The organism is Paraplanobispora takensis, from assembly GCF_016863195.1.
Taxonomy (GTDB): domain Bacteria; phylum Actinomycetota; class Actinomycetes; order Streptosporangiales; family Streptosporangiaceae; genus Planobispora; species Planobispora takensis.
Genome location: NZ_BOOK01000002.1, coordinates 105,056 through 124,168 on the forward strand (window position 1 = coordinate 105,056; position 19,113 = coordinate 124,168).

Annotated in this window: 20 protein-coding genes and 1 pseudogene; 10 read left to right on the forward strand and 11 right to left on the reverse strand. The window is 74.1% G+C overall.

All coding sequences use genetic code 11. The features are described 5' to 3' along the window. Positions 1-24: 24 nt before the first annotated feature. Positions 25-651, reverse strand: a complete 627-nt coding sequence (locus tag Pta02_RS02170; RefSeq protein ID WP_203872926.1) for a TetR/AcrR family transcriptional regulator — start codon at positions 649-651, stop codon at positions 25-27. Positions 652-744: 93 nt separating this feature from the next. Between Pta02_RS02170 and Pta02_RS02175 the strand changes: the two genes are divergently transcribed. Together Pta02_RS02175 and tuf are read left to right on the forward strand one after the other, a co-directional pair. Beyond that, positions 745-1,566: an acyl-CoA thioesterase gene (locus tag Pta02_RS02175; RefSeq protein WP_203872927.1), complete on the forward strand. Its 822-nt coding sequence runs from the start codon at positions 745-747 to the stop codon at positions 1,564-1,566. Positions 1,567-1,810: 244 nt separating this feature from the next. After that, a complete protein-coding gene (tuf, locus tag Pta02_RS02180; protein WP_203872928.1) occupies positions 1,811-2,977 on the forward strand; it encodes an elongation factor Tu in 1,167 nt (388 codons plus the stop codon). An 81-nt stretch (positions 2,978-3,058) separates the two neighbouring features. Here tuf and Pta02_RS02185 read toward each other — a convergent pair whose 3' ends face one another. Then, on the reverse strand, positions 3,059-3,775 hold the full coding sequence (locus tag Pta02_RS02185; RefSeq protein WP_203872929.1) for an expansin EXLX1 family cellulose-binding protein: 717 nt from the start codon (positions 3,773-3,775) through the stop codon (positions 3,059-3,061). 276 nt (positions 3,776-4,051) lie between these two features. On the opposite strand from Pta02_RS02185, the gene Pta02_RS02190 reads away from it, so the two are divergent. The 5 genes from Pta02_RS02190 (at position 4,052) to Pta02_RS02210 (ending at position 10,723) form a co-directional block, all read left to right on the forward strand. Further along, complete coding sequence (locus Pta02_RS02190) at positions 4,052-5,056, forward strand: GlxA family transcriptional regulator (RefSeq protein ID WP_203872930.1); 1,005 nt, start codon at positions 4,052-4,054, stop codon at positions 5,054-5,056. Positions 5,057-5,213: 157 nt separating this feature from the next. Continuing rightward, complete coding sequence (locus tag Pta02_RS02195; RefSeq protein WP_203872931.1) at positions 5,214-5,966, forward strand: MBL fold metallo-hydrolase; 753 nt, start codon at positions 5,214-5,216, stop codon at positions 5,964-5,966. A 70-nt stretch (positions 5,967-6,036) separates the two neighbouring features. Continuing rightward, positions 6,037-6,585 carry a hypothetical protein gene (locus Pta02_RS02200; protein ID WP_203872932.1) on the forward strand — a complete coding sequence of 183 codons (549 nt, stop codon included), beginning with the start codon at positions 6,037-6,039 and terminating at the stop codon, positions 6,583-6,585. 242 nt (positions 6,586-6,827) lie between these two features. Next, positions 6,828-8,909 carry a bifunctional polysaccharide deacetylase/glycosyltransferase family 2 protein gene (locus tag Pta02_RS02205; RefSeq protein WP_203872933.1) on the forward strand — a complete coding sequence of 694 codons (2,082 nt, stop codon included), beginning with the start codon at positions 6,828-6,830 and terminating at the stop codon, positions 8,907-8,909. Positions 8,910-9,157: 248 nt separating this feature from the next. After that, positions 9,158-10,723: an OmpA family protein gene (locus Pta02_RS02210; protein WP_203872934.1), complete on the forward strand. Its 1,566-nt coding sequence runs from the start codon at positions 9,158-9,160 to the stop codon at positions 10,721-10,723. 51 nt (positions 10,724-10,774) lie between these two features. On the opposite strand, the gene Pta02_RS02215 is transcribed toward Pta02_RS02210, so the two are convergent. The 8 genes from Pta02_RS02215 to Pta02_RS02250 all read right to left on the reverse strand — a co-directional run bounded on the left by Pta02_RS02215 (position 10,775) and on the right by Pta02_RS02250 (position 16,676). After that, on the reverse strand, positions 10,775-11,839 hold the full coding sequence (locus Pta02_RS02215; protein WP_239129333.1) for an ABC transporter ATP-binding protein: 1,065 nt from the start codon (positions 11,837-11,839) through the stop codon (positions 10,775-10,777). Further along, positions 11,836-12,618, reverse strand: a complete 783-nt coding sequence (locus tag Pta02_RS02220; RefSeq protein WP_239129352.1) for an ABC transporter permease — start codon at positions 12,616-12,618, stop codon at positions 11,836-11,838. Before Pta02_RS02220 ends, Pta02_RS02215 begins: the two co-directional genes overlap by 4 nt. Positions 12,619-12,682: 64 nt before the next feature. After that, positions 12,683-13,474, reverse strand: a complete 792-nt coding sequence (gene modA, locus Pta02_RS02225) for a molybdate ABC transporter substrate-binding protein (protein ID WP_203872936.1) — start codon at positions 13,472-13,474, stop codon at positions 12,683-12,685. A 15-nt stretch (positions 13,475-13,489) separates the two neighbouring features. Next, positions 13,490-13,900 (reverse strand): TOBE domain-containing protein, encoded by a 411-nt coding sequence (locus Pta02_RS02230; protein WP_203872937.1) that lies wholly within the window; start codon positions 13,898-13,900, stop codon positions 13,490-13,492. Positions 13,901-14,018: 118 nt separating this feature from the next. Continuing rightward, positions 14,019-14,729 carry a GAF domain-containing protein gene (locus Pta02_RS02235; protein ID WP_203872938.1) on the reverse strand — a complete coding sequence of 237 codons (711 nt, stop codon included), beginning with the start codon at positions 14,727-14,729 and terminating at the stop codon, positions 14,019-14,021. A 65-nt stretch (positions 14,730-14,794) separates the two neighbouring features. Further along, entirely contained in the window at positions 14,795-15,265 is a 471-nt protein-coding gene (locus Pta02_RS02240; protein WP_203872939.1) for a hypothetical protein, read from the reverse strand. Between the two features lie 261 nt (positions 15,266-15,526). Then, on the reverse strand, positions 15,527-15,934 hold the full coding sequence (locus Pta02_RS02245; protein WP_239129335.1) for a four-helix bundle copper-binding protein: 408 nt from the start codon (positions 15,932-15,934) through the stop codon (positions 15,527-15,529). Between the two features lie 91 nt (positions 15,935-16,025). Continuing rightward, positions 16,026-16,676: an SLC13 family permease gene (locus Pta02_RS02250; RefSeq protein ID WP_307837438.1), complete on the reverse strand. Its 651-nt coding sequence runs from the start codon at positions 16,674-16,676 to the stop codon at positions 16,026-16,028. Between Pta02_RS02250 and Pta02_RS42245 the strand changes: the two are divergent. The 3 genes and pseudogenes from Pta02_RS42245 to Pta02_RS02265 form a co-directional block, all read left to right on the forward strand. After that, a pseudogene (locus Pta02_RS42245) lies at positions 16,656-17,312 on the forward strand (alpha/beta-hydrolase N-terminal domain-containing protein); the annotation flags it as partial. The gene Pta02_RS02250 and the pseudogene Pta02_RS42245 sit on opposite strands and share 21 nt — an antisense overlap. 73 nt (positions 17,313-17,385) lie before the next feature. Beyond that, positions 17,386-18,120: an alpha/beta-hydrolase family protein gene (locus Pta02_RS02260; protein ID WP_275423549.1), complete on the forward strand. Its 735-nt coding sequence runs from the start codon at positions 17,386-17,388 to the stop codon at positions 18,118-18,120. A gap of 66 nt (positions 18,121-18,186) precedes the next feature. Further along, positions 18,187-18,687 carry a hypothetical protein gene (locus Pta02_RS02265; RefSeq protein WP_203872941.1) on the forward strand — a complete coding sequence of 167 codons (501 nt, stop codon included), beginning with the start codon at positions 18,187-18,189 and terminating at the stop codon, positions 18,685-18,687. Positions 18,688-18,720: 33 nt separating this feature from the next. Here Pta02_RS02265 and Pta02_RS02270 read toward each other — a convergent pair whose 3' ends face one another. Next, positions 18,721-19,068 (reverse strand): AbgT family transporter, encoded by a 348-nt coding sequence (locus Pta02_RS02270; RefSeq protein ID WP_203872942.1) that lies wholly within the window; start codon positions 19,066-19,068, stop codon positions 18,721-18,723. Positions 19,069-19,113: the final 45 nt, after the last annotated feature.

A 19,113-nucleotide genomic window follows, 5' to 3' on the forward strand; every position in this document is an offset into this window, starting at 1 on the left:
GCCGCGAGGCCGGGGAGCCGGTGATCATCCGGTGGGCGGCGGGGCGGTGATCTCACCTCCGCGCTGCCGGGGCACGACGTCGATCACCGACCGGCACAGCGCGCTCAGCTCGTCCACCACCGCGTCGAGGGGGGCCGAGCTGCGCCGGGCCTGGGCGAGGACGAGCGCGCCCTCCAGCCCGCCCACGACGAGCACCGCCACGGACCGCGCCCGCACCCGGTCGGCCCCGTCCGCGACGAGCTTGCCGGCGATCAGGTCGCACCAGGCCTCGAACGTCGCCCCGGCGACGTCGCGGGCGGAGCGTTCGGTGCCCAGGGCCGCCGCGACGATCGGGCAGCCGACGGCGTAGTCGCCAGCCTCCAGGCCGCGGCGCCACAGGTCGGCCAGCGCGCGCAGGGCGCCGGGCGTGTCCGAGGCGTCGAGGATCCGGGTCACCCCGGCGCTCAGGTGCTCGGCGGCGCTGCGGGTGGCCTCCTCGACGAGCTGGGCCTTGCCGTCCGGGAAGTGATGGTAGATCGAGCCGCGCGGCGCGCCGCTGTCGGCCAGCACGTCGGCGAACGAGACCGCGGCGATGCCGCGCTGACGGATCAGCTTGATCGCACTGCGGATCATCGCCGCCCGGGGACCGGCCGGATCCTGTCGTCTGGTCATCCCGCTGCTCCCGGTACCTCGGCTTCTATGTATGTTGTCATACATAAATCCGGTATGCACTGGAAATCCCCGTCCTGCCCCCGAGGAGACAGCGTGATCGAGACCGACGCTCCGCCGCACCCGTTCGACGCGGCCATCGCCCTGCCCCCCGCGGTCGACGGCCGTACGACGACGCGGACCAGGCCGGAGTACGCGAACATGGTCGGCCCCTTCGGCGGCATCACCGCCGCCACCCTCGTACAGGCCGTCCAGCAGCACCCCGACCGGCTCGGCGATCCGCTCTCCCTGACCGTCAACTACGCCGCCCCCGTCGCCGACGGCGACTTCGACATCACCGCGCGGGTGGTGCGCAGCAACCGCACCAACCAGCACTGGACGCTGGAGCTGTCGCAGGACGGCGACGTCAAGACCACCGCCACCGCGGTGTTCGGCGTCCACCGCGACACGTGGTCGGACACCGAGGCCGGCATGCCGCCGGTGCCGCCGCCGGACGCCGTCCCCGTGCAGGAGTTCCCGGACTTCATCGCCTGGGCCCGCAACTACGAGATGCGCTTCGTCGAGGGCGCCGTGCCCGGCCAGGACGCCGGCGAGCACCCCGACTCGACCACGACCCTGTGGGTGCGCGACGCCCCGGCCCGCCCGCTGGACTTCCCGGCCCTGGCCTCGATGTGCGACGTGTTCTACCCCCGCGTGTTCCTGCGGCGCGGCCGGTACGTGGCGGCCGGCACCGTCTCCCTGACCGTGTACTTCCACGCCGACGCCGGGGAGATCGCGGCCCACGGCGGGGACCACGTCCTGGGCACCGCGCGCACCGGCCGCTTCTCGCGCGGCTACTTCGACCAGACCGCCCGCCTGTGGGGCCGCGACGGCACCCTGCTGGCCTCCAGCCACCAGCTGGTCTACTTCAAGGACTGACCGGTCCCGGCCCGGCGCGGGGCCGGGAATAATCCGTTGCCCGCCGGTGCTGAGCGGGCCACCATGGTCACCATGTTCCGGCACGCTCGCCTCGTGACACCCGCCGCCGCGGGTGTGTCCGAGCGTGTCCGCGACGGCCTGGAGCGCTGACCTCTTCCCGTACGTCCCGATGTGACCCGGCGGGGAGAGGTTGTCGGCCCGAGACGGGTCACGACGGATCCAGGCAGACCAAGGAAGAGAACCCATGGCCAAGCAGGCCTATGTGCGCAACAAGCCGCACCTCAACATCGGCACGATGGGCCACGTCGACCACGGCAAGACCACGCTGACCGCCGCGATCACCAAGGTGCTCGCCGAGCGGGGCCAGGCCGCCTACACGCCGTTCGAGCGGATCGACCGCACCCCGGAGGAGCACCTGCGGGGCATCACGATCAACATCTCGCACGTCGAGTACGAGACCGCCACCCGCCACTACGCGCACGTGGACATGCCCGGCCACGCCGACTACGTGAAGAACATGATCACGGGAGCGGCGCAGCTCGACGGCGCGATCCTCGTCGTGTCCGCGCAGGACGGCATCATGCCGCAGACCAGGGAGCACGTGCTGCTCGCCCGGAGGGTGGGCGTCGAGCACCTGGTCGTCGCGGTCAACAAGGCCGACGGCGCCGACCCGGAGCTGACCGACCTGGTCGAGCTGGAGCTGGCGGACCTGCTGGCCGAGCACGGCTACCGCGACGTGCCGATGGTGCGGGTGTCCGGGCTCCGGGCGCTGGAGGGCGACCCGGTGTGGACGGCGTCGATCGAGGCGCTGCTCCGGACCGTCGACGAGCACATCCCCGTGCCGGTCAGGTACGTGGACGCGCCCTTCCTGATGCCGGTGGAGAACGTGCTCACGGTGACCGGCCGGGGCACGGTCGTCACCGGCGCGATCGAGCGGGGCGCCGTGCGCGTGGGCGACACGGTGGAGGTCGTCGGCTTCGGCGACGGCTTCACCGCGGTGGTCACCGGGGTGGAGACGTTCGGCAAGACGATGGAGCGGGGCGAGGCGGGCGACAACGCCGCCGTCCTGCTGCGCGGGGTCAAGCGGGAGCAGGTACGGCGCGGCATGGTGCTGGCGGCCCCGCTGAGCCGGCGCGCCCACCGGTCGTTCACCGCCCGGCTGTACCTCCTCACGGCCGGGGAGGGCGGACGGCGGCGGCCGATCGCCTCCGGGTACCGGCCGCAGTTCTACCTGCGCACCACCGACGTGCCGGGTGAGCTGACCCTGCCCTCGCCCGCGCAGCCCGGCGAGACCGTGGAGGTCTCGGTGGAGCTGGGCAGGGCGGTGGCGGTCGAGCCGGGCCTCGGCTTCGCGATCCGCGAGGGCGGGCTCACGGTCGGCGCGGGCACGGTCCTCACCGTGGCCGGCTGACCGCCCGCCGCCGGGCCGCGCGGGACGGACCCACCCGTCCCGCGCGGCCGTCCGGTGTCCCCGGCGGCAGGCCTGGCGGTGTCAGTACATCTTCACGGTGGTGCGCTGGACGACGCCGGCGGCCAGGCGGACGCGCGTGGCCGTGGCCCGGTGGCCGCGGATGTCGGTGACCCGCACGGTGAACGGGCCCCGGCCCATGCCGGACTCGGCGATCCAGTAGTTGTAGTCGGCCCTGGCCAGCCTGCGCCACGCGCCGCCGGCGGCCCTCACCTCGACCGAGGCGAGCGGGTTGCCGTGGTCGGCGACCAGCAGGGCCAGCCACCACCGCGACGACCCCTCCTTGACGCGGAAGGAGAGCGGCCTGCCGACCCGCGGGTCGCGGACCGGGCGGTAGGTGACCCCCGCCGTGCCCTTGCCGGGATCCGCGATGCGGGCGAAGGCCGTACGGCTCAGGTCGATGTGTCCCGCCGGGCACTCCGGGCACCGGTCGACGACCTTGACCCGGACGCCGCCCCTGGGCCCGGTGACGTTCAGATAGCCGCCGCAGGCGCCCGCGGCGGCGTACTCGCGGGGGGAGAGCGCGACGTAGAGGTCGTCGGCCGGGTTCGAGGGATAGGAGCAGTTGCCGCTCCCGGACCGCAGCCGGTAGAAGGTCGCCTTCCCCTTGACCGCTCCGGCTCCGGCCGCCTTCACCGCCGCGGTGTCCTGTCCGTCCCGGGCGGACCGGGCCAGGGCCTGGGCGGGCAGGAGCGAGCTCGCGGCGAGCACGGCTGCGAGAACGGCGGGCAGGCGTCGCATCGGGGGTCCTCTCATGGGGGATGGATGCGACAGTAGCGGAGCTGATCTACCTCAGCCGGACAGCGCACCAGATGTCAGGACGTGCGGTCCGGGGCAGACGGCCGCGGCCGGCGGTGCTCGTCGAGGTCCGGGAGCTGTACATGCACTGCGCGAAGGCGTTCGCGCGCTCGTCGTTGCGGGATCCCGGGACCTGGCCGCACCGACGTCGGTGATCATGGCAGGATCTTGCAATAACCTGTCATTGCCGACAGCCGGCTCCCGCCCGATAGTTGAGACATGAGCGCCTGCCCCACCCCTCCCCACGTCGTCGTGATCGCGATGTTCCCCGGAGTCGACACGCTGGACGTGACCGGCCCGGCCGAGGTCTTCGCGATGGCCGGCCAGTTCCTGGGCGGGCGGCGCGCCGGTTACGAGGTGCGGCTGGCCGGTGAGCGGCGCGGCCCGGTGCCGACCTTCTCGGGGGTACGGCTCTGCGTGGAGGAGGTGTTCGCCGAGCAGCGCCGGGCGATCGACACGCTGCTGGTGCCGGGGCGGATGCTGATCGGCCCGGGAGGGCCGGTCCCGCAGGTCGACCCGGGCGTGGTGACCTGGCTGCGCGAGGTGGGCCCCGGAGCCGGCCGGGTGGCGTCGGTGTGCGCGGGCGCGCACATCACCGCGGCCGCCGGGCTGCTGGACGGGCACCGCGCCACCACGCACTGGGCGACCGTCGGACGGCTCGCCGCCGACCATCCCGAGGTCCGGGTCGAGTCCGATCCCATCTTCGTCCGCTCGGGCCGGATGTGGACCAGCGCCGGCATCACCTCCTCGATGGACCTGGCCCTGGCGCTGGTCGCCGAGGACCACGGTGACCAGGTCGCCCTCGACGTCGCCCGCGCGATGGTCATGTACCTGCAGCGGCCCGGCGGGCAGAGCCAGTTCAGCGTGCCGCTGGCGCAGCACCCCGGCGGCCGCGACGACATCCGCGACCTGCGGCTGTGGATCGGCGAGCACCTGGACGCCGACCTGTCGGTGCCCGCGCTGGCGGCCCGGACGGCGATGAGCGAGCGGACCTTCGCCCGGGTCTTCCACGCCGAGACCGGCAGCACGCCGGGCGCGTTCGTCGAGAGCATGCGGCTGGAGGCCGCGCGCCGGCTGCTGGAGCGCACCGGCCGCCTGCCGTCCGACATCGCCAGGGCGTGCGGGTTCCGTTCGGTGGAGACCCTGCACCGGGTCTTCCGCGACCGGCTGGGCACCACGCCCGGCGAGTACCGCAGCAGGTTCCGCACCACCGTCCCCGGCTGATCCCCGGGCGCACGCTCAGGCGCACGCCGGTCGTACCGGCGTGCCCGGCCGTACCCCACCCGTCCCGCAACCGGGCCGCGTCCGCGGCGCCGGTCGATCCCGCGCGTCCCGGCACGGTACGCGCGCCCCGAAAAGAACGAAAGCGAAAGAGAGCGACATGAAGGTCACCGTCACGCACATCGGCACCGCGACCGTCCTGCTGGAGATCGGCGGGCTGCGCCTGCTCACCGACCCCGTCTTCGACCCGGCTCCGGCCGAGTTCGACTACGGTCCCGTCGTCCTGCGCAGCACCGAGGGCCCGGCGATCGAGGCCGGGGACCTGCCGCCGGTCGACGCCGTCCTGCTGAGCCACGACGAGCACTACGACAACCTGGACACCGTCGGCCGCACGCTGCTCGACGGGCGTCCGGTGCTGACCACCGTCAGCGGCGCCGGGCGCCTCGGCGGCGGCGCCGTCGGCCTGGAGCCGTGGGCCACCCGCGAGCTGACCGTCGGCGGCACGACCCTGCGGGTCACCGGCACCCCCGGCGTGCACGGCCCCTTCGGGGACGTCACCGGCTTCGTCGTCGAAGAGCCCGGGAACGACGAAGCCCTCTACATCTCCGGCGACACCGTCTACTTCGACGAACTCGACGAGATCGGCCGCCGGTTCACCGTCGGCACCGCGCTGCTGCACCTGGGGGCCCCGCGCATCCAGAACTTCGGCGGCGGCGAGCTGATCTGCATGGACGGCGCGCAGGGCGCGGCGCTCACCCGCTCGCTGGGGGCCCGCAGGGTCTGCCCGATCCACTACACCTCCTGGGAGCACTTCACCGAGGACCGCGACCAGGTCACCGCGTCCTTCGCCGCCGCGGGCCTCGCCGGGCGCCTCCACTGGCTCACCCCCGGCGTCACCGAGATCCTCGACTGAGCCGTCCCTCTCGTCCGGGACAGGACCCTCCGAGGAGGATTGTCACCCCGCGTCACTACGCTCGGCGCCCGTGAACGATAGGTATCCGCCCACCGGCGCCGCCGTGTTCGTCGACGGGACCGGCCGGCGCAGGCGGCTTCTGAGAGTGGCGGGAGGCGTCGTCGGCACGCTGGGGTTCGCCCTGGTGGTGACCATGGTGGCCGGGTTGTTCGCACCGACTCCGCTCCCGGAGGCCGACTGGCCCGAGGGTGCCTCCACGCGGCCCGCCGTCCACCCCGCTCCGGGCGGGCCCACGCGGACGGCCCAGCGCACCCCCCGCCCCGACGCCGCGCAGACGCCCACCGGGGAACGCCCGGCGCGGGCGGTCTCCCGGACCCCGCAGGCCCCGGCCTTCCCCCGGCCCGGGGCGACGGCCTCGCGGGAGCGCTCCGACCGGCCGTCTCCGTCGCCCGGACGGACCTCCCCGGCCGGGGAGCCGGAGTCTCCCTCCCCGGAGCCGGGGGAGGAGGGGCAGACCGGCACGGACGGGCCCGCCCCCGAACTCGCCGGGTCCCCGGAGGGGACCATGCCCGGCCAGGACGCCCAGGACATCGGCACGGACGTCGGGACAGGAGGGTGACCCGGCGCGAAAGGCGGCGGGCACGGACGGTGCCACCGGGTCCGGACGGCACGGTGAGGCGTGCCGCCGTCCCGCCGCCCGGGCCTGGCCGTGCGGCGGGGCGTGGGGACGGTGACGGCCCGTCGTCCGGGTCAGGTCGTACGGCGGGGCGCGGGGGTGGCGCCGGGAGGAGGTCCGCGGTCCGGCGGCGGCGCCGGTCGCAGGTCGATCCGCGCGGGCACTGGCTGCTGGTCGCGGCCGTCATGGTCCTGACTGCGGGGGCACTGCTGCTCAACGCCTACGTCGCCGACGTGACGGGCGGGACGGGCGGGGCGCTCGCCGCCCAGCCGCCGCCGGGCCGGCCCGCCGCCGAACCGTTGTCGGACGGAGCCGCCGCCGGACTCGAGCGGGTACGGCGCGGCGGACCCGTGCTCGGCCCGGCCGGCCGCGCGTGGACCGGCGCCCGGCTCCCGGCCCGTACGGTGGCGCTCACCTTCGAGGACGGCCCGGACCCCCGGTGGACGCCGCGGATCCTCGACGCCCTGGCCGAGCACGGCGCCAAGGCGACCTTCTTCGCCGTCGGCGCCAGGATCGCCGAGCATCCCGAGCTGGCCCGGCGGATCGTCGCCGAGGGGCACGAGATCGGCAACCACACCTACGTGCACGCCGACCTCGCCGCCGCGTCCGCCTGGCGGCTCCGGCTGGAGCTGTCGCTGACCCAGAAGGCGCTGGCCGGCGCCGCGGGCGTGCACACCCGCCTGGCGCGCCCGCCGTACTCCTCCGCCCCGCCCGCCCTCACCGGCGCCGAGCTGGAGGTGCTGCGCTCGGTGAGCGCGCAGGGCTATCTCCTCGCGCTCGGCGACCTGGACGCCACAGACCCGGCCGAGCTGGGAAGCGGGCGGATCGCCCGTCTGGCCTCCTCGCGCAGGAGCGCGGTGGTCATGATGCGCGGTTCCGGAGACGACCCCGGGCGGACGGTCGAGGAGGTGGACCTGCTGCTCACCCGGCTGGCCGGGCGCGGGTACCGGGTGACGACGCTCACCTCGGCGCTCGGCGTGCCCGGGGCCCATACTCCGGCCGGGCACACCGACCGTTTCGTCGGCTCCGGGCTGATCCTCCTGCAGCGCTCGGCCGCCGTCTTCGCCGCGGCGATGTCGTGGATCATGGCCGTCGCCGCGGCGCTCACCCTGCTGCGTCTGGTGGGCTTCCTCGTCCTGGCCCGGGTGCACACCCGCCGTGTGCGGGGCCGCGCGAGAGAGATCCGGCAGGGCCCGGCGCACGCCGTGCCGCCCGGCGTCACCGTGATCGTCCCCGCCTACAACGAGGAGGCCGGGATCGAGGCCACCGTGCGCTCGCTGGTGGCCACCGGCTATCCCGGCGCGCTGGAGGTCATCGTCGTCGACGACGGCTCCGACGACGGCACCGCGGCCGTCGTCTCCGCGCTCGGCCTGCCGGGGGTGCGGATGATCCGGCGGCCCAACGGCGGCAAGGCCGCGGCGCTGAACACCGGTGTCGCGCACGCCTCGTACGAGATCATCGTCATGGTGGACGGCGACACGGTCTTCGAGCCCGCCACCATCGGCAACCTCGTCCGGCCGCTGGCCGACCCGGCCGTGGGCGCGGTCAGCGGCAACACCAAGGTGGGCAACCGGGGCGGCATGATCGGGCGCTGGCAGCACATCGAGTACGTCATCGGCTTCAACCTCGACCGCCGCGCCTTCGACCTGCTGGCGTGCATGCCGACCGTGCCGGGGGCGATCGGCGCCTTCCGGCGCTCGGCGCTGCGGGCGGCCGGAGGGCTGAGCGGTGACACCCTGGCCGAGGACACCGACCTGACCATGGCCCTGTGCCGGGGCGGCTGGCGGGTGGTCTACGCCGAGGACGCGATCGCCTGGACCGAGGCGCCGGCCTCGCTCGGGCAGATGTGGCGTCAGCGCTACCGGTGGTGCTACGGCACGTTGCAGTCGATGTGGAAGCACCGTCGCGCGGTCGTGGAGCCGGGACCGTTCGGCCGCCGGTGCCTGGGCTATCTGGTCCTGTTCCACGTGGCGCTGCCGCTGCTCGCGCCGGTCGTGGACGTCATGGCCGTCTACGGCGCGGTGACGGGCGACCCGCTGCCGGCGCTCGCCGTCTGGGCGGGCATCGGGCTGCTCCAGGCGTTCGGCGGCTGGTACGCGCTGCGGCTGGACCGCGAACCGGCCTCGGTGCTGTGGGTGCTGCCCCTGCAGCAGCTGTTCTACCGGCAGCTCATGTACCTGGTGGTCATCCAGTCGGTGGCGACCGCCGTGCTCGGGGCGCGCCTGCCCTGGCAGACGATCCGCCGGGAGGGCGTCTTCGCCGCCTGATCGCGTCGCGGGCGGGGACGGACCTTGGCCAACGCCGGGACTGGCGATGGCCAAGGTCCGTTATGGCAGCGGAACAGCATGCCCGTCCCCGGTCGCGGTGATTGATCCAATGAGATGCCGCCCGCCCCGGCCACGCCGTGCCGACCGGCCACGCCGTGCCGACCGGCCGCACCGGCCGTCGCGGCGGCACGTGATCAACCGGCAGGCCGCCCACGCACAGGAGGCGGCCGATCCCATCGGGGAGGACCATGCGCACGCGCGCTCACCCATCACGCCGCAGCCTTCTGCGCCCGCTCGTGGCGATGTGCTCGCTGGTGGCGGGCCTGACCCTGGCCGCCGCGCCGGCCCAGGCGGCCGCGCCGGCCCAGGCCCCGCCCGACGTGATCCCCGACGGGGTGGTCATCGACGGCTCGAAGCTGAAGATCGGGGTGCGCGGCGCCGGTGCCCCCGGAGCGATCACCGTCCGCCTGGCCGGTGAGGAGACCGGGGCGTTCTGCTGCGGAGCCTTCGGCGCCGGCACCTCGCAGGTCTCCTTCCGCATGGGCGCGGGCACCCTGTACTCTCCCACGGCCGGTGGCTACACCCAGCTCACTCCCCCGACGCTGAGCGGGACCGGGAGCGCGGCCGACCCCTGGCGGGTGACCAGCAGCTGGGTCATCGGTTTCGGCCCCTACCGGCTCACCCAGGTCGTCGAGCACGTCCGGGGCCGCATTGACTACCGCACCACCTGGACGGTCGACACCTTCCTGGTGCGCCTGGCCAACCGGAGCGCCGCGGCCGCCCAGGCGCCCACCTTCGGCGCTTTCAGCGTCATCGCCGCCGCCGACCTGGCCCTGGACGGCAGCACCGTCGGCCGCGGCGCGCTGAGCGGTGCACCCGGGGCGCGGCGGCTGAGCGGCATCGGCCGGGCCGGGAGCGCGCTGACACTGGTGGAGCGCACTGCCTGGACGCACTACTACGAGGGGGCGGCCGGAATCGCGGCCTCCTCCTGGAACGACCCCGGCCTCACCGCCCTGCCCGACACGGTGACCCCCTCCGAGATCGACAACGGCATCGGCGTGCAATGGAACCACCCCGGCCTGGCGGACCCGCAGAGCGTGTCGCTGTCCCTGGACTGGGACTTCTCCCCGATGGCCGCGACCGGTACCCGGCCGTCGGTGACGGTGGCGCCGGCCGTGACCACCACGGCCCACGGCAACCGGGTCCCGGTCGGCTGCACCCTGTCGTCGGGCACGATCCGACGCTGTGACGTCACCTTGAGCACGCGCTCGGGCGGACGCCGGGTGGTGATCGGACAGGGTTCGCAGACCTTCACCGGGACCGCCGCCGCGGCCAGTGTGCGGGTGCCGGTGAAGCTCAACGCCGCCGGACGGCGGCTGAGCGCCCGCGCCGCCGGGGTCAAGGCCCGGGTGGAGGCGGCCATCTGGCCGGTCGGCGCCACCGCCGCGCTGGCCGACGTCGCCACCACCCGCCTGGTGCGCCCGCACACCGTCACCGCCAACGGCAAGATCCTGTTCGATGTGGACTCGGCCAAGCTGCGTCCCGAGGGCAGGCGCTACCTGGCCCGGCTCCGGGATCGCCTGCCCGAGGTCGACGAACTGCGCTGCGTCGGGCACACCGACTCCACCGGCGCGGCCTCCTACAACAAGAGACTCGGCAAGGCCCGCGCCCGGGCGGCCTGCCGGTTCCTGTCCCGCGGCACCGGCTGGGACACCCGCTCGGTCTCCCGGGGGGAGAACCGGCCCGTCGCCTCCAACGCCACCGCCCACGGCCGCCAGCTGAACCGCCGCGCCGTCGTCCACATCACCTTCTGACCCCCACCCGCCCGGCGGGCCGGACGTCCGGCCCGCCGGTGCCCGGCGTGCTCACGCCGGATAGGCGTGGGTCTCGGTGGCCTTGACCGCCGCCCAGATCTCCTGCCCGGGGCTCAGGTCGAGATCGGCGACGGCGGCGGGGGTGACGTCGGCGGAGGCGGTGATCGGGCCGTCCAGGTGGACGCGGACGTTGTCGCCGTGCCGTTCGATGCCGTCGATGCGGGCCCGCCACAGGTTGCGCGGGCTGCCGTCCGGGCGGGAGCGGTACAGGGCCACGGCGGCGGGGGCGAAGGCCACGAACGCCGGGCCCTCGACGTGGTCGGACGCGCTGAGCAGCAGCTCGCCGACCTTGACGTGGGCTCCGTCGCCGTGGCCGCGGTGCAGGTTGAGCCCGACGAGGCGGGCGACGTAGTCGGTGCGCGGGCGGCGGGCGACCTCGGCGGAGGTGCCCTGCTGGACGACGGAGCCGTGCTCGACGACGATCAGCCGGTCGGCCAGCACCATGGCCTCCAGCGGGTCGTGGGTGACCAGGACCGTGGCACCGTCGAAGTCGGCCAGGTGGCGGCGGAGCTGCGCGCGGATCTCCAGGCGGGTGTGGGCGTCGAGGGCGGCCAGCGGCTCGTCCAGCAGCAGCAGGCGGGGCCGTACGGCCAGCGCCCGGGCCAGGGCCACCCGCTGGGCCTGCCCGCCCGACAGCCGCCCGGGTCTGACGGCGGCGTACTCCGCCAGGCCGACCCGCTCCAGCAGTTCCCCGGCCGTACGGCGGGCCTCGGCCTTGGAGGCGCCGTCGGAGCGCGGGCCGAAGGCGACGTTGTCCAGCGCCGACAGGTGGGGGAAGAGCAGATAGTCCTGGAAGACCATGCCGATCCGGCGATGCTCGGTCGGCAGGGTGTGCAGGGGCCGGCCGTCCAGGGTGATGCTCCCGCCGGTCAGGCCGGTGAGCCCGGCCAGGGCGCGCAGCACGGTGGTCTTGCCCGCCCCGTTGGGCCCGAGCAGCGCGACCACCTCTCCGGCCGCCACCTCCAGCTCGACGTCCAGGCGGAAGGCGGGCCGCTCGACGACCAGGCGGGCGTGCAGGCCGCCGTGCGGCGGGCGGTCCTGGACGGGGCGGTTCAAATCCGGCTCACCCACCGCTCGCGCAGTCCGGCCAGGATGACCACCGAGACGCTCAGCAGCACGAGGCTGAGCACGACGGCCGCCTCCGGCTCGGTCTCCAGCGCCAGATAGACGGCCAGCGGCATCGTCTGGGTGGTGCCGGGGAAGTTGCCGGCGAAGGTGATGGTGGCGCCGAACTCGCCCAGCGCACGGGCCCAGCACAACACGGCCCCGGCGGCGACGCCGGGGGCGATCATCGGCAGGGTGACCCGGCGGAAGACGGTCCAGCGGGAGGCGCCCAGCGTGGCGGCGGCCTCCTCGAAGCGCGCGTCGGCGGCGCGCAGCGCGCCCTCGACGCTGATCACCAGGAACGGCATCGCCACGAACGCCTCGGCGACGACGACCCCGGCGGTGGTGAACGGCAGTGAGAGGCCGAAGGCGGCCTCCAGCCAGGAGCCGATCAGGCCGCGCCGCCCGAGGACCAGCAGCAGCGCCACCCCGCCGACCACCGGGGGCAGCACCAGCGGCACGGTGACCAGGGCGCGGATCAGGCGGCGGCCGGGGAAGGCGGTGCGGGCCAGCAGCCACGCCAGCGGCACCCCCAGCAGCAGGCACACGGCGGTGGCGACGGTGGCGGTGACCAGCGACAGCCGCAGTGCCTGCAGGACCTGCGGCTCGGCCAGTCGCTGCGGCAACGTGGACCAGGGGGCGCGCACGAGCAGCCCGGCCAGCGGCAGCACCAGGAAGGCGAGCCCGATCAGGGCCGGTATCACCAGCGGCCAGGGCAGGCGGCCGGGCACGCCGCCCCGCTCCCGGCCGGAGGTGCGGCCGGGAGCGGAGACGGGCGGGGTGGCGGTCGTCACGTCAGGGAGTCTGGAATCCGGCCTCGGTCAGCACGTCCTTGCCCTGTTGCGACAGGATCAGGTCGACGAACCGCTGCGCCTGCGGCCCGGCGGGCGCCTTGGCCAGGGCGGCGACGGGATAGTCGTTGATCGCCTTGTCGGCCTCGGGGAAGTCGATGCCCTTGACCTCGCCGCCGGAGGCCAGCACGTCGGTGGCGTACACCAGGGCGGCGTCGACCTCACCCAGCTCGACCTTGGTGAGGGTGGCCTTGACGTCCTGCTCCAGCGTCACCGGGGTGACCTTGAGCCCGGCCGCCTCCAGGGCCTTGACGGCCGCCGCCCCGCAGGGCACCTGGGCGGCGCACAGCGCGACCTTGACCTCGGGATCGGCCAGGTCCTCAAGCTCGTCGACGCCTGCGGGGTTGTCGGCCGGCACCGCGATCCGCAGCCTGTTGCGCGCGAAAACCGTCGGGGCGGCGGCCAGGGAGGCGTCGGTGACGGTCTTCATGGTGGCCGGGCTGGCCGCGGCGAACACGTCGGCCGGGGCGCCCTGGATGATCTGCTGGGCCAGCGTGGCGCTGGAGCCGAAGTTGAACTTCACGCTCACGCCCGGGTGGGCGGCCTCGAAGGCCTCGCCGAGCTCGGTGAAGGCACCGGTCAGCGAGGCGGCGGCGAACACCGTCAGCTCCCGGGCGTTCCCGCCGGCCGCCGGGGCCGGCGTGGAGGTGGCGGCGTTCCCGCCGGAACCGCACCCGGACACCGCGGCCAGCGTGAGCGCGAGAGCCGCGGTCCACCGGGAAAGATCTCTGGACACCAACGGTGCTCCTTCTCAGCTGCCGGCCACGTGTTCACGGTCGGGGATCTCCACGACGACGTTGGTGGACTTGACCACGGCCAGGGCCACCACGCCCGGTTCCAGGCCGAGCTCGTCGGCGGCCTGGCGGCTCATCAGCGACACCACCCGGAACGGCCCGGCGGCGATCTCCACCTGGGCCATCACCGCGTCCCGGACCACCTCGGTCACGATCCCGCGGAAGCGGTTGCGCGCCGAGGAGTAGCCGCCGCCCCCCTCGGTCCCTATCCGGTCGCGGGCGAAGGCGGCCAGATCGGCGCCGTCGACGCGCCGGTGGCCGTGCTCGTCGCGCTGCGCGCTCAGCCGCCCGGCGTCCACCCAGCGGCGCACGGTGTCGGAGCTGACCCCCAGCAGCGCGGCGGCCTCACTGATCCGAAACGTCGTCACAGGGCATCACCATACACTCCGCACATTCCAGCCTGAACACCGGAATGACGGTGCATCAGCAACAGATAGGAGGGATCTGCACTCGCATCCGCGAGATCGGTGCCGGCGGGGCGCGTCGTTACGGAGAACCCGCCGGCTTCGCCGTGCGCGATGGGTGGTGAAGCCCGGAGGGGGACGTCTGGAGCAGGCGGCTGAGGCGGTGGCCGAGTGTCTGGAGCAGACGGCGTTCGGCCGCGGTCAGCTCGTGCACGGTGCGGTAGTGGACCGACAGCATGCCCCGCAGTTCGCCGTGCCGGTCGAGCAGGGGCATGCACTGCACCGCGCGCACCCCGGCCTCCCGCAGCGCCAGCGCGGCCGGGGTCCGGGCCGGCAGCAGGTCGCGATCGACGTCGCGCACCGCCACCGGCGCCCGCGTGACCATGGCCTGCCCGCACACCGAGCGGTCGTCGGCGACGAGGGCGAAGAAGTCCAGGAAAGGCTGGTCGAAGCCGTGGTGGGCGGCGATCCGCAGCCCGTCGGAGGTGCCGTTGAGCAGTTGCACGTTGCCCATGTCGGCGCCGGTGAGTTCGAGCGCGGCCTCCAGCCCGGACAGGAGGACGCTGCCGGGGTCGGCGCACTCGACGTAGGGCAGCAGGAAGCGTCGCAGCGCACCGGCGTCCCCGCCGTCGAGGTCCCGCAGCCGCTCGTACGCCTCGGCCTGCCTGGCCTGCAGCCGCCGCCCGATCACTTCGGTGTCGGCCTGCAGTTGCTCGGCGCGCCGCACCGCGGCCCGGCTTTGGGCGATCAGGTGCTCGGACTTTTTCCTGCGGTCGTCGATGTCCGGGTCCACCCCGTCGGGTCCTGCCGGGCCGTCCCGGAGGTGTCGAGGAGACGGCCCGCTGTGCGGCCGGTCGGTCATCGCATATGCCGCCCGTTGCCGTCGGCCTCGTCCTGTCGGCGAACCTGGAGCTCCAGAACGCGCCGGGTCAGCTGCTCGGCCCGGCGCTGGGCTTCCACCGCGTTCTGGCGGGCCTGTTCGGACCGCCCGACGACGTCCTCGGTCCGGCCCCGTGCGTCGCGCAGGTCCGCCATGAGCCGGCGGGCCCGGTCGCTCTCGCTGCGGGCGAGGCCGCCGTCCGGCCATGGCGGTCCCTGCGGTGGTCGCCGCTGTTCACCTTCGACGATCCGCTCGCGGTCGCCCTGTTCACGGTCGCCCTGCGCCGCCCGGTGATCTGCCTGGCCGGGAGCGACGGCGGCGTCGTCGAGGCGCCTGCGCAACACGGTGGCCATCCTCCGGGCGTCGGTGCCGAGCGGGTCGTCCTCCAGCCGGTCGGCCAGCGCCTCCAGCAGTGTCGTGACCGCCCGCGCCTCGTGCTCGTCCAGCATCTGTGGACCTCCCGCTGGGAGAAACATCGCCGCTGCCGTTATGCCCCGACTTGCGACCGGCAAAGCCGTCCGTTCACCGGGCCGTGCATCCGATCGGCACAGTCCGTCCGGGGCAGTCTGTCCGGGGAGATCTGCCGTTCCTCCCGGGAGCCCGACGGGGAGACCACGGTGACGGTCGCCGTGGCTCCCTCATCGGGCGGGGCGGCCGAAGCGGTCGCTCCGGCTCCGCGGACCGGGCCGGTGCGCGACCGGTGACCGTGATCAGCCCATCGTGGCGAGCAGGTCGCGGCAGGCCCGTTCGCAGGTACGGCAGGCCTCCGCGCAGATGCGGCAGTGCTCGTGCATGCCGGCGTGGGAGCCGCACTCGTCGCCGCAGGCCTTGCAGGCCATGGCGCAGGCCTCCAGCAGGGTGCGGCTGATGTTGGCGTCGTAGCCGGTGTGCCGCGACAGCACCCGGGCGGTGGTGGCGCAGATGTCGGCGCAGTCCATGTTGGTGCGGATGCACTTGGTCAGCTCGGCGACCATGCCCTCGCTCAGGCAGGCGTCGGCGCACGCCGTACAGGCCTCGCTGCATGCGATCAGCGCGTCGATGGTGGCGGCGAGCTTGGTGCGGTCGAGGTTGATCTCGGCCGGGTACGTCTCCAGCATCGGCATCGTCGTGGTGGTCATCTTCCCTCCTTCGATGGATGTCCGGCTGTGGCCGTACCCTCCGTGATAGCCCTAATTCTGATTCAGTGCGAGACCCGGGCCGGCGCGGGACTCAGGTCAGGGTGAGGACGACCTTGATGTCGTCGGGCCGGGCGGTCAGCGCCTCGGTGAAGCGCTCCAGCGGCACCCGGCGGGTGATCAGGCCTTCCAGCCACCCGAGGTCGGCTCCGACCACGACGGCCAGCCACAGCACCATGAGCGGCAGGCCGAGCCTCCAGTGGTCACCGAAGCGGTATCCGCCCGGGGTCATCACCATCAGGTCGGCGGGGGTGGCGATCGGCGTGGGGAACGACGCGGCGCCGGCCGCCGCGATGAGCATGACGATCGGCTCGACGGAGAGCCCGATCTCCAGGGCCGCGCTGACCGCGATCGGCACGACGATGAGCACGGTCGCCGTGTTGCTGATGATCTGCCCGAGTGCGCAGGTGAGCACGAACAGCGCGATCATGAGCAGGTACGGCCGTCCGTGAACCCCGTCCGTACGGGATCCACCGTCGCGGCGATGACGGCGATGGTCATCGCCCGTACGGGGTGAGTACGCCGGTTCGCCCGCGTTCACCCGCGGCGGATGAGGCCGGTCACACGGGTGCCGGACGAGGCTCGACGGTGGCCGCCCTGTTCGCCGGGGCCCGGTCCCGGAAGCGAGGCCGTGTTGATCATGAAGTCCCCGGAGTACGCGACCATGGTGACCGAACCCGAGCACGCGCCGGGCGGCCGGTCACAACGGGTCCGGCGGTTCCTCGGCCGCCGGCGTTACACCTTGTCCGGGCTGGTGGGGGCGACGCTGTTCTTCTGCGCGTCGGTCACTCCGTCGCTGCTGCCGCGGGGCTGGGCGTTCCAGGGGGTGATCAGCGGGCTGCTGGCCGCGACCGGCTACGGCCTGGGCGTGCTCATCAACTGGCTGGCCCGATGGGTCTCCGGCCGCCGGACCCTGCCCGCACCGGGCGGAACCGCACGGCGGGTCCTCTCCGCGACCGCCGTGGTGCTGATCGTGGTCTTCTGCTGGCTGGGCTCGGGCTGGCAACACGACATCCACCGGCTGATGGGGCTGGCCCCTCCACCGCGCGGCGGCTACGTGCTGGTCGTACTGCTGGCCGCACTGTTGTTCGCGGCGCTGGTGGGCGCGGCCCGGCTGCTGCGCCGTGCCACGCGGGCGCTGTCCCGTCTGCTCGGCCGGGGGATGGCGGCCCCGGCGGCGCGGGCGCTGGGTGTCATCGTGGTGGTCGCCCTGGTCATCGGGGTGGGCAACGGAGTGGTGCTGCAGGGGCTGTTCAACGCCGCCGACCGCACGTTCGCCGCGGTCAACGGGGAGACCTCGCCCGGCGTGGCGGCGCCGGACAGCCCGGACCGCTCCGGCGGCCCGGGGTCACCGGTGTCGTGGGCGTCGCTGGGCAACCAACGGGGCCGACCCGCTGGAGTACCTGTACAACGGCGACACGGCGCTGGCCTCGATGCAGTACTCCTACCTGCCGAGCTGGATATCGTTCCTCGTCGACGCGGAGCGGGCGCGCGAGGCGGGCCGGGAGCTCTTCGACGCGGTGTACCGGGTGTGGTCCCGGCTGCCGATCGATCAGCGCCCGCTGCTGCTGGTGTTCGGCGAGAGCCTGGGCTCGTTCGGCGCGGAGACCGCGTTCAGCGGCAGCGGCGACATGCGCAACCGGGTCGACGGGATGCTGCTGGTCGGCCCGCCGTCCAGCAACACGCTGTGGCGCGAGTTCACCGCGGACCGGGACCCCGGCACCCGGGAGGTGCTGCCCGGCTACGAGGGGGGCGAGACGATCCGGTTCGCGGCGGACCCGGCCGCCGACCTCGCGAACCCGCCGGCCGCCTGGGGCCGGCCCCGGGTGGTGTACCTGCAGCACGCCTCCGACCCGATCACCTGGTGGTCGCCGCGGCTCGCGGTGCGCAGGCCGGACTGGCTCGACGAGCCGCGGGGCGGCGACGTGCTGCCGGCGATGAGGTGGTACCCGTTCGTCACCTTCTGGCAGGTCACCGCGGACATGGCGGTCGCGGGGGGCGCGCCGGCCGGGCACGGGCACAACTACGGCGCCGCGCCGGTCGCGGCGTGGGCGCAGATCGCCCCGCCGGACGGGTGGAGCGCAGAGCGCACGGCCGCCCTCACCGAGCTGATCGCCCGGCAGCCGTGAGCCCCAGACAGGCGGGAGATACCAGGAGCCGGAGCCGGCGTACGGTCCACAGAAAGGGACGCTGAGATGGACGCACTGCTCAACTCGCTGACCGAGGTGGAACTCCTGCTCGTACGGGAGACCGCGCCCGAGCGCCTGGCCGAGCTGGACGAGGACGCCCTGCTCGATCTGCATCTCCGGATCCGGCGGGCCCGTACCAAGCACGTGAAGGTCTATCGCCGTCAGGCCGCCGCGCAGGTCGAGCAGGCCGGCGGCCGTGGCAAGGCGTACGCGCGCAACAGCCGCACGCGGGCGAAGGCGGAGGTGTTCGAGGACGCGCTGGCCCGGGTGAGCGAGCAGCTGGCCTCCGCGGCCCGGGCCAGCGCCGCGGCGCTGCAGGCCGAGCGGCTGGCCGCGGCGCGGCGGACGGGCGACCGGGTCCCGCCGGGGCCGCCCGACCGTCCGGCGTCCGATCGGCTGGAGCCGCAGCGGCTGGACCGGCAGCCCGACCACGCCGGCATCCCCAAACGCCACGCCTCGACCCGGGCGACCGGGTCCCGGCGGCAGGCCCGGCGCGACAACCGCTGAGACGCGGTCAGGCCCTGGCGGGCGAGGACGCGGTCAGGCCTTGATGGGCGAGTTGGGGCCGAGCGGAATGCCGAGCAGGTACCACGCCACGAAGAACAGCAGCCAGGACACCGCCACCACCAGCGTGTACGGGATCATCAGCGACACGACCGTGCCCATCCCGGCGTCCCGCCGGTAGCGCTGGGCCAGCAGGACGATGAACGGCAGATACACCATCAGCGGAGTGACCGCGTTGACCGGCGAGTCGCCCAGCCGGCAGGCGGCGAGCACGGTCTGCGGGGCCACGTCCGGGCGCAGGAACAGCGGCACGAACACCGGCGCCCTTGCCGTAGGCGAGCCCGGACACACCGTGACCACGCCGAGGTCGTTGAAGTTCGACACCGGCGAGGTGAAGATGAACCGGATCCCGTCGGCGCTCAGCAGGCT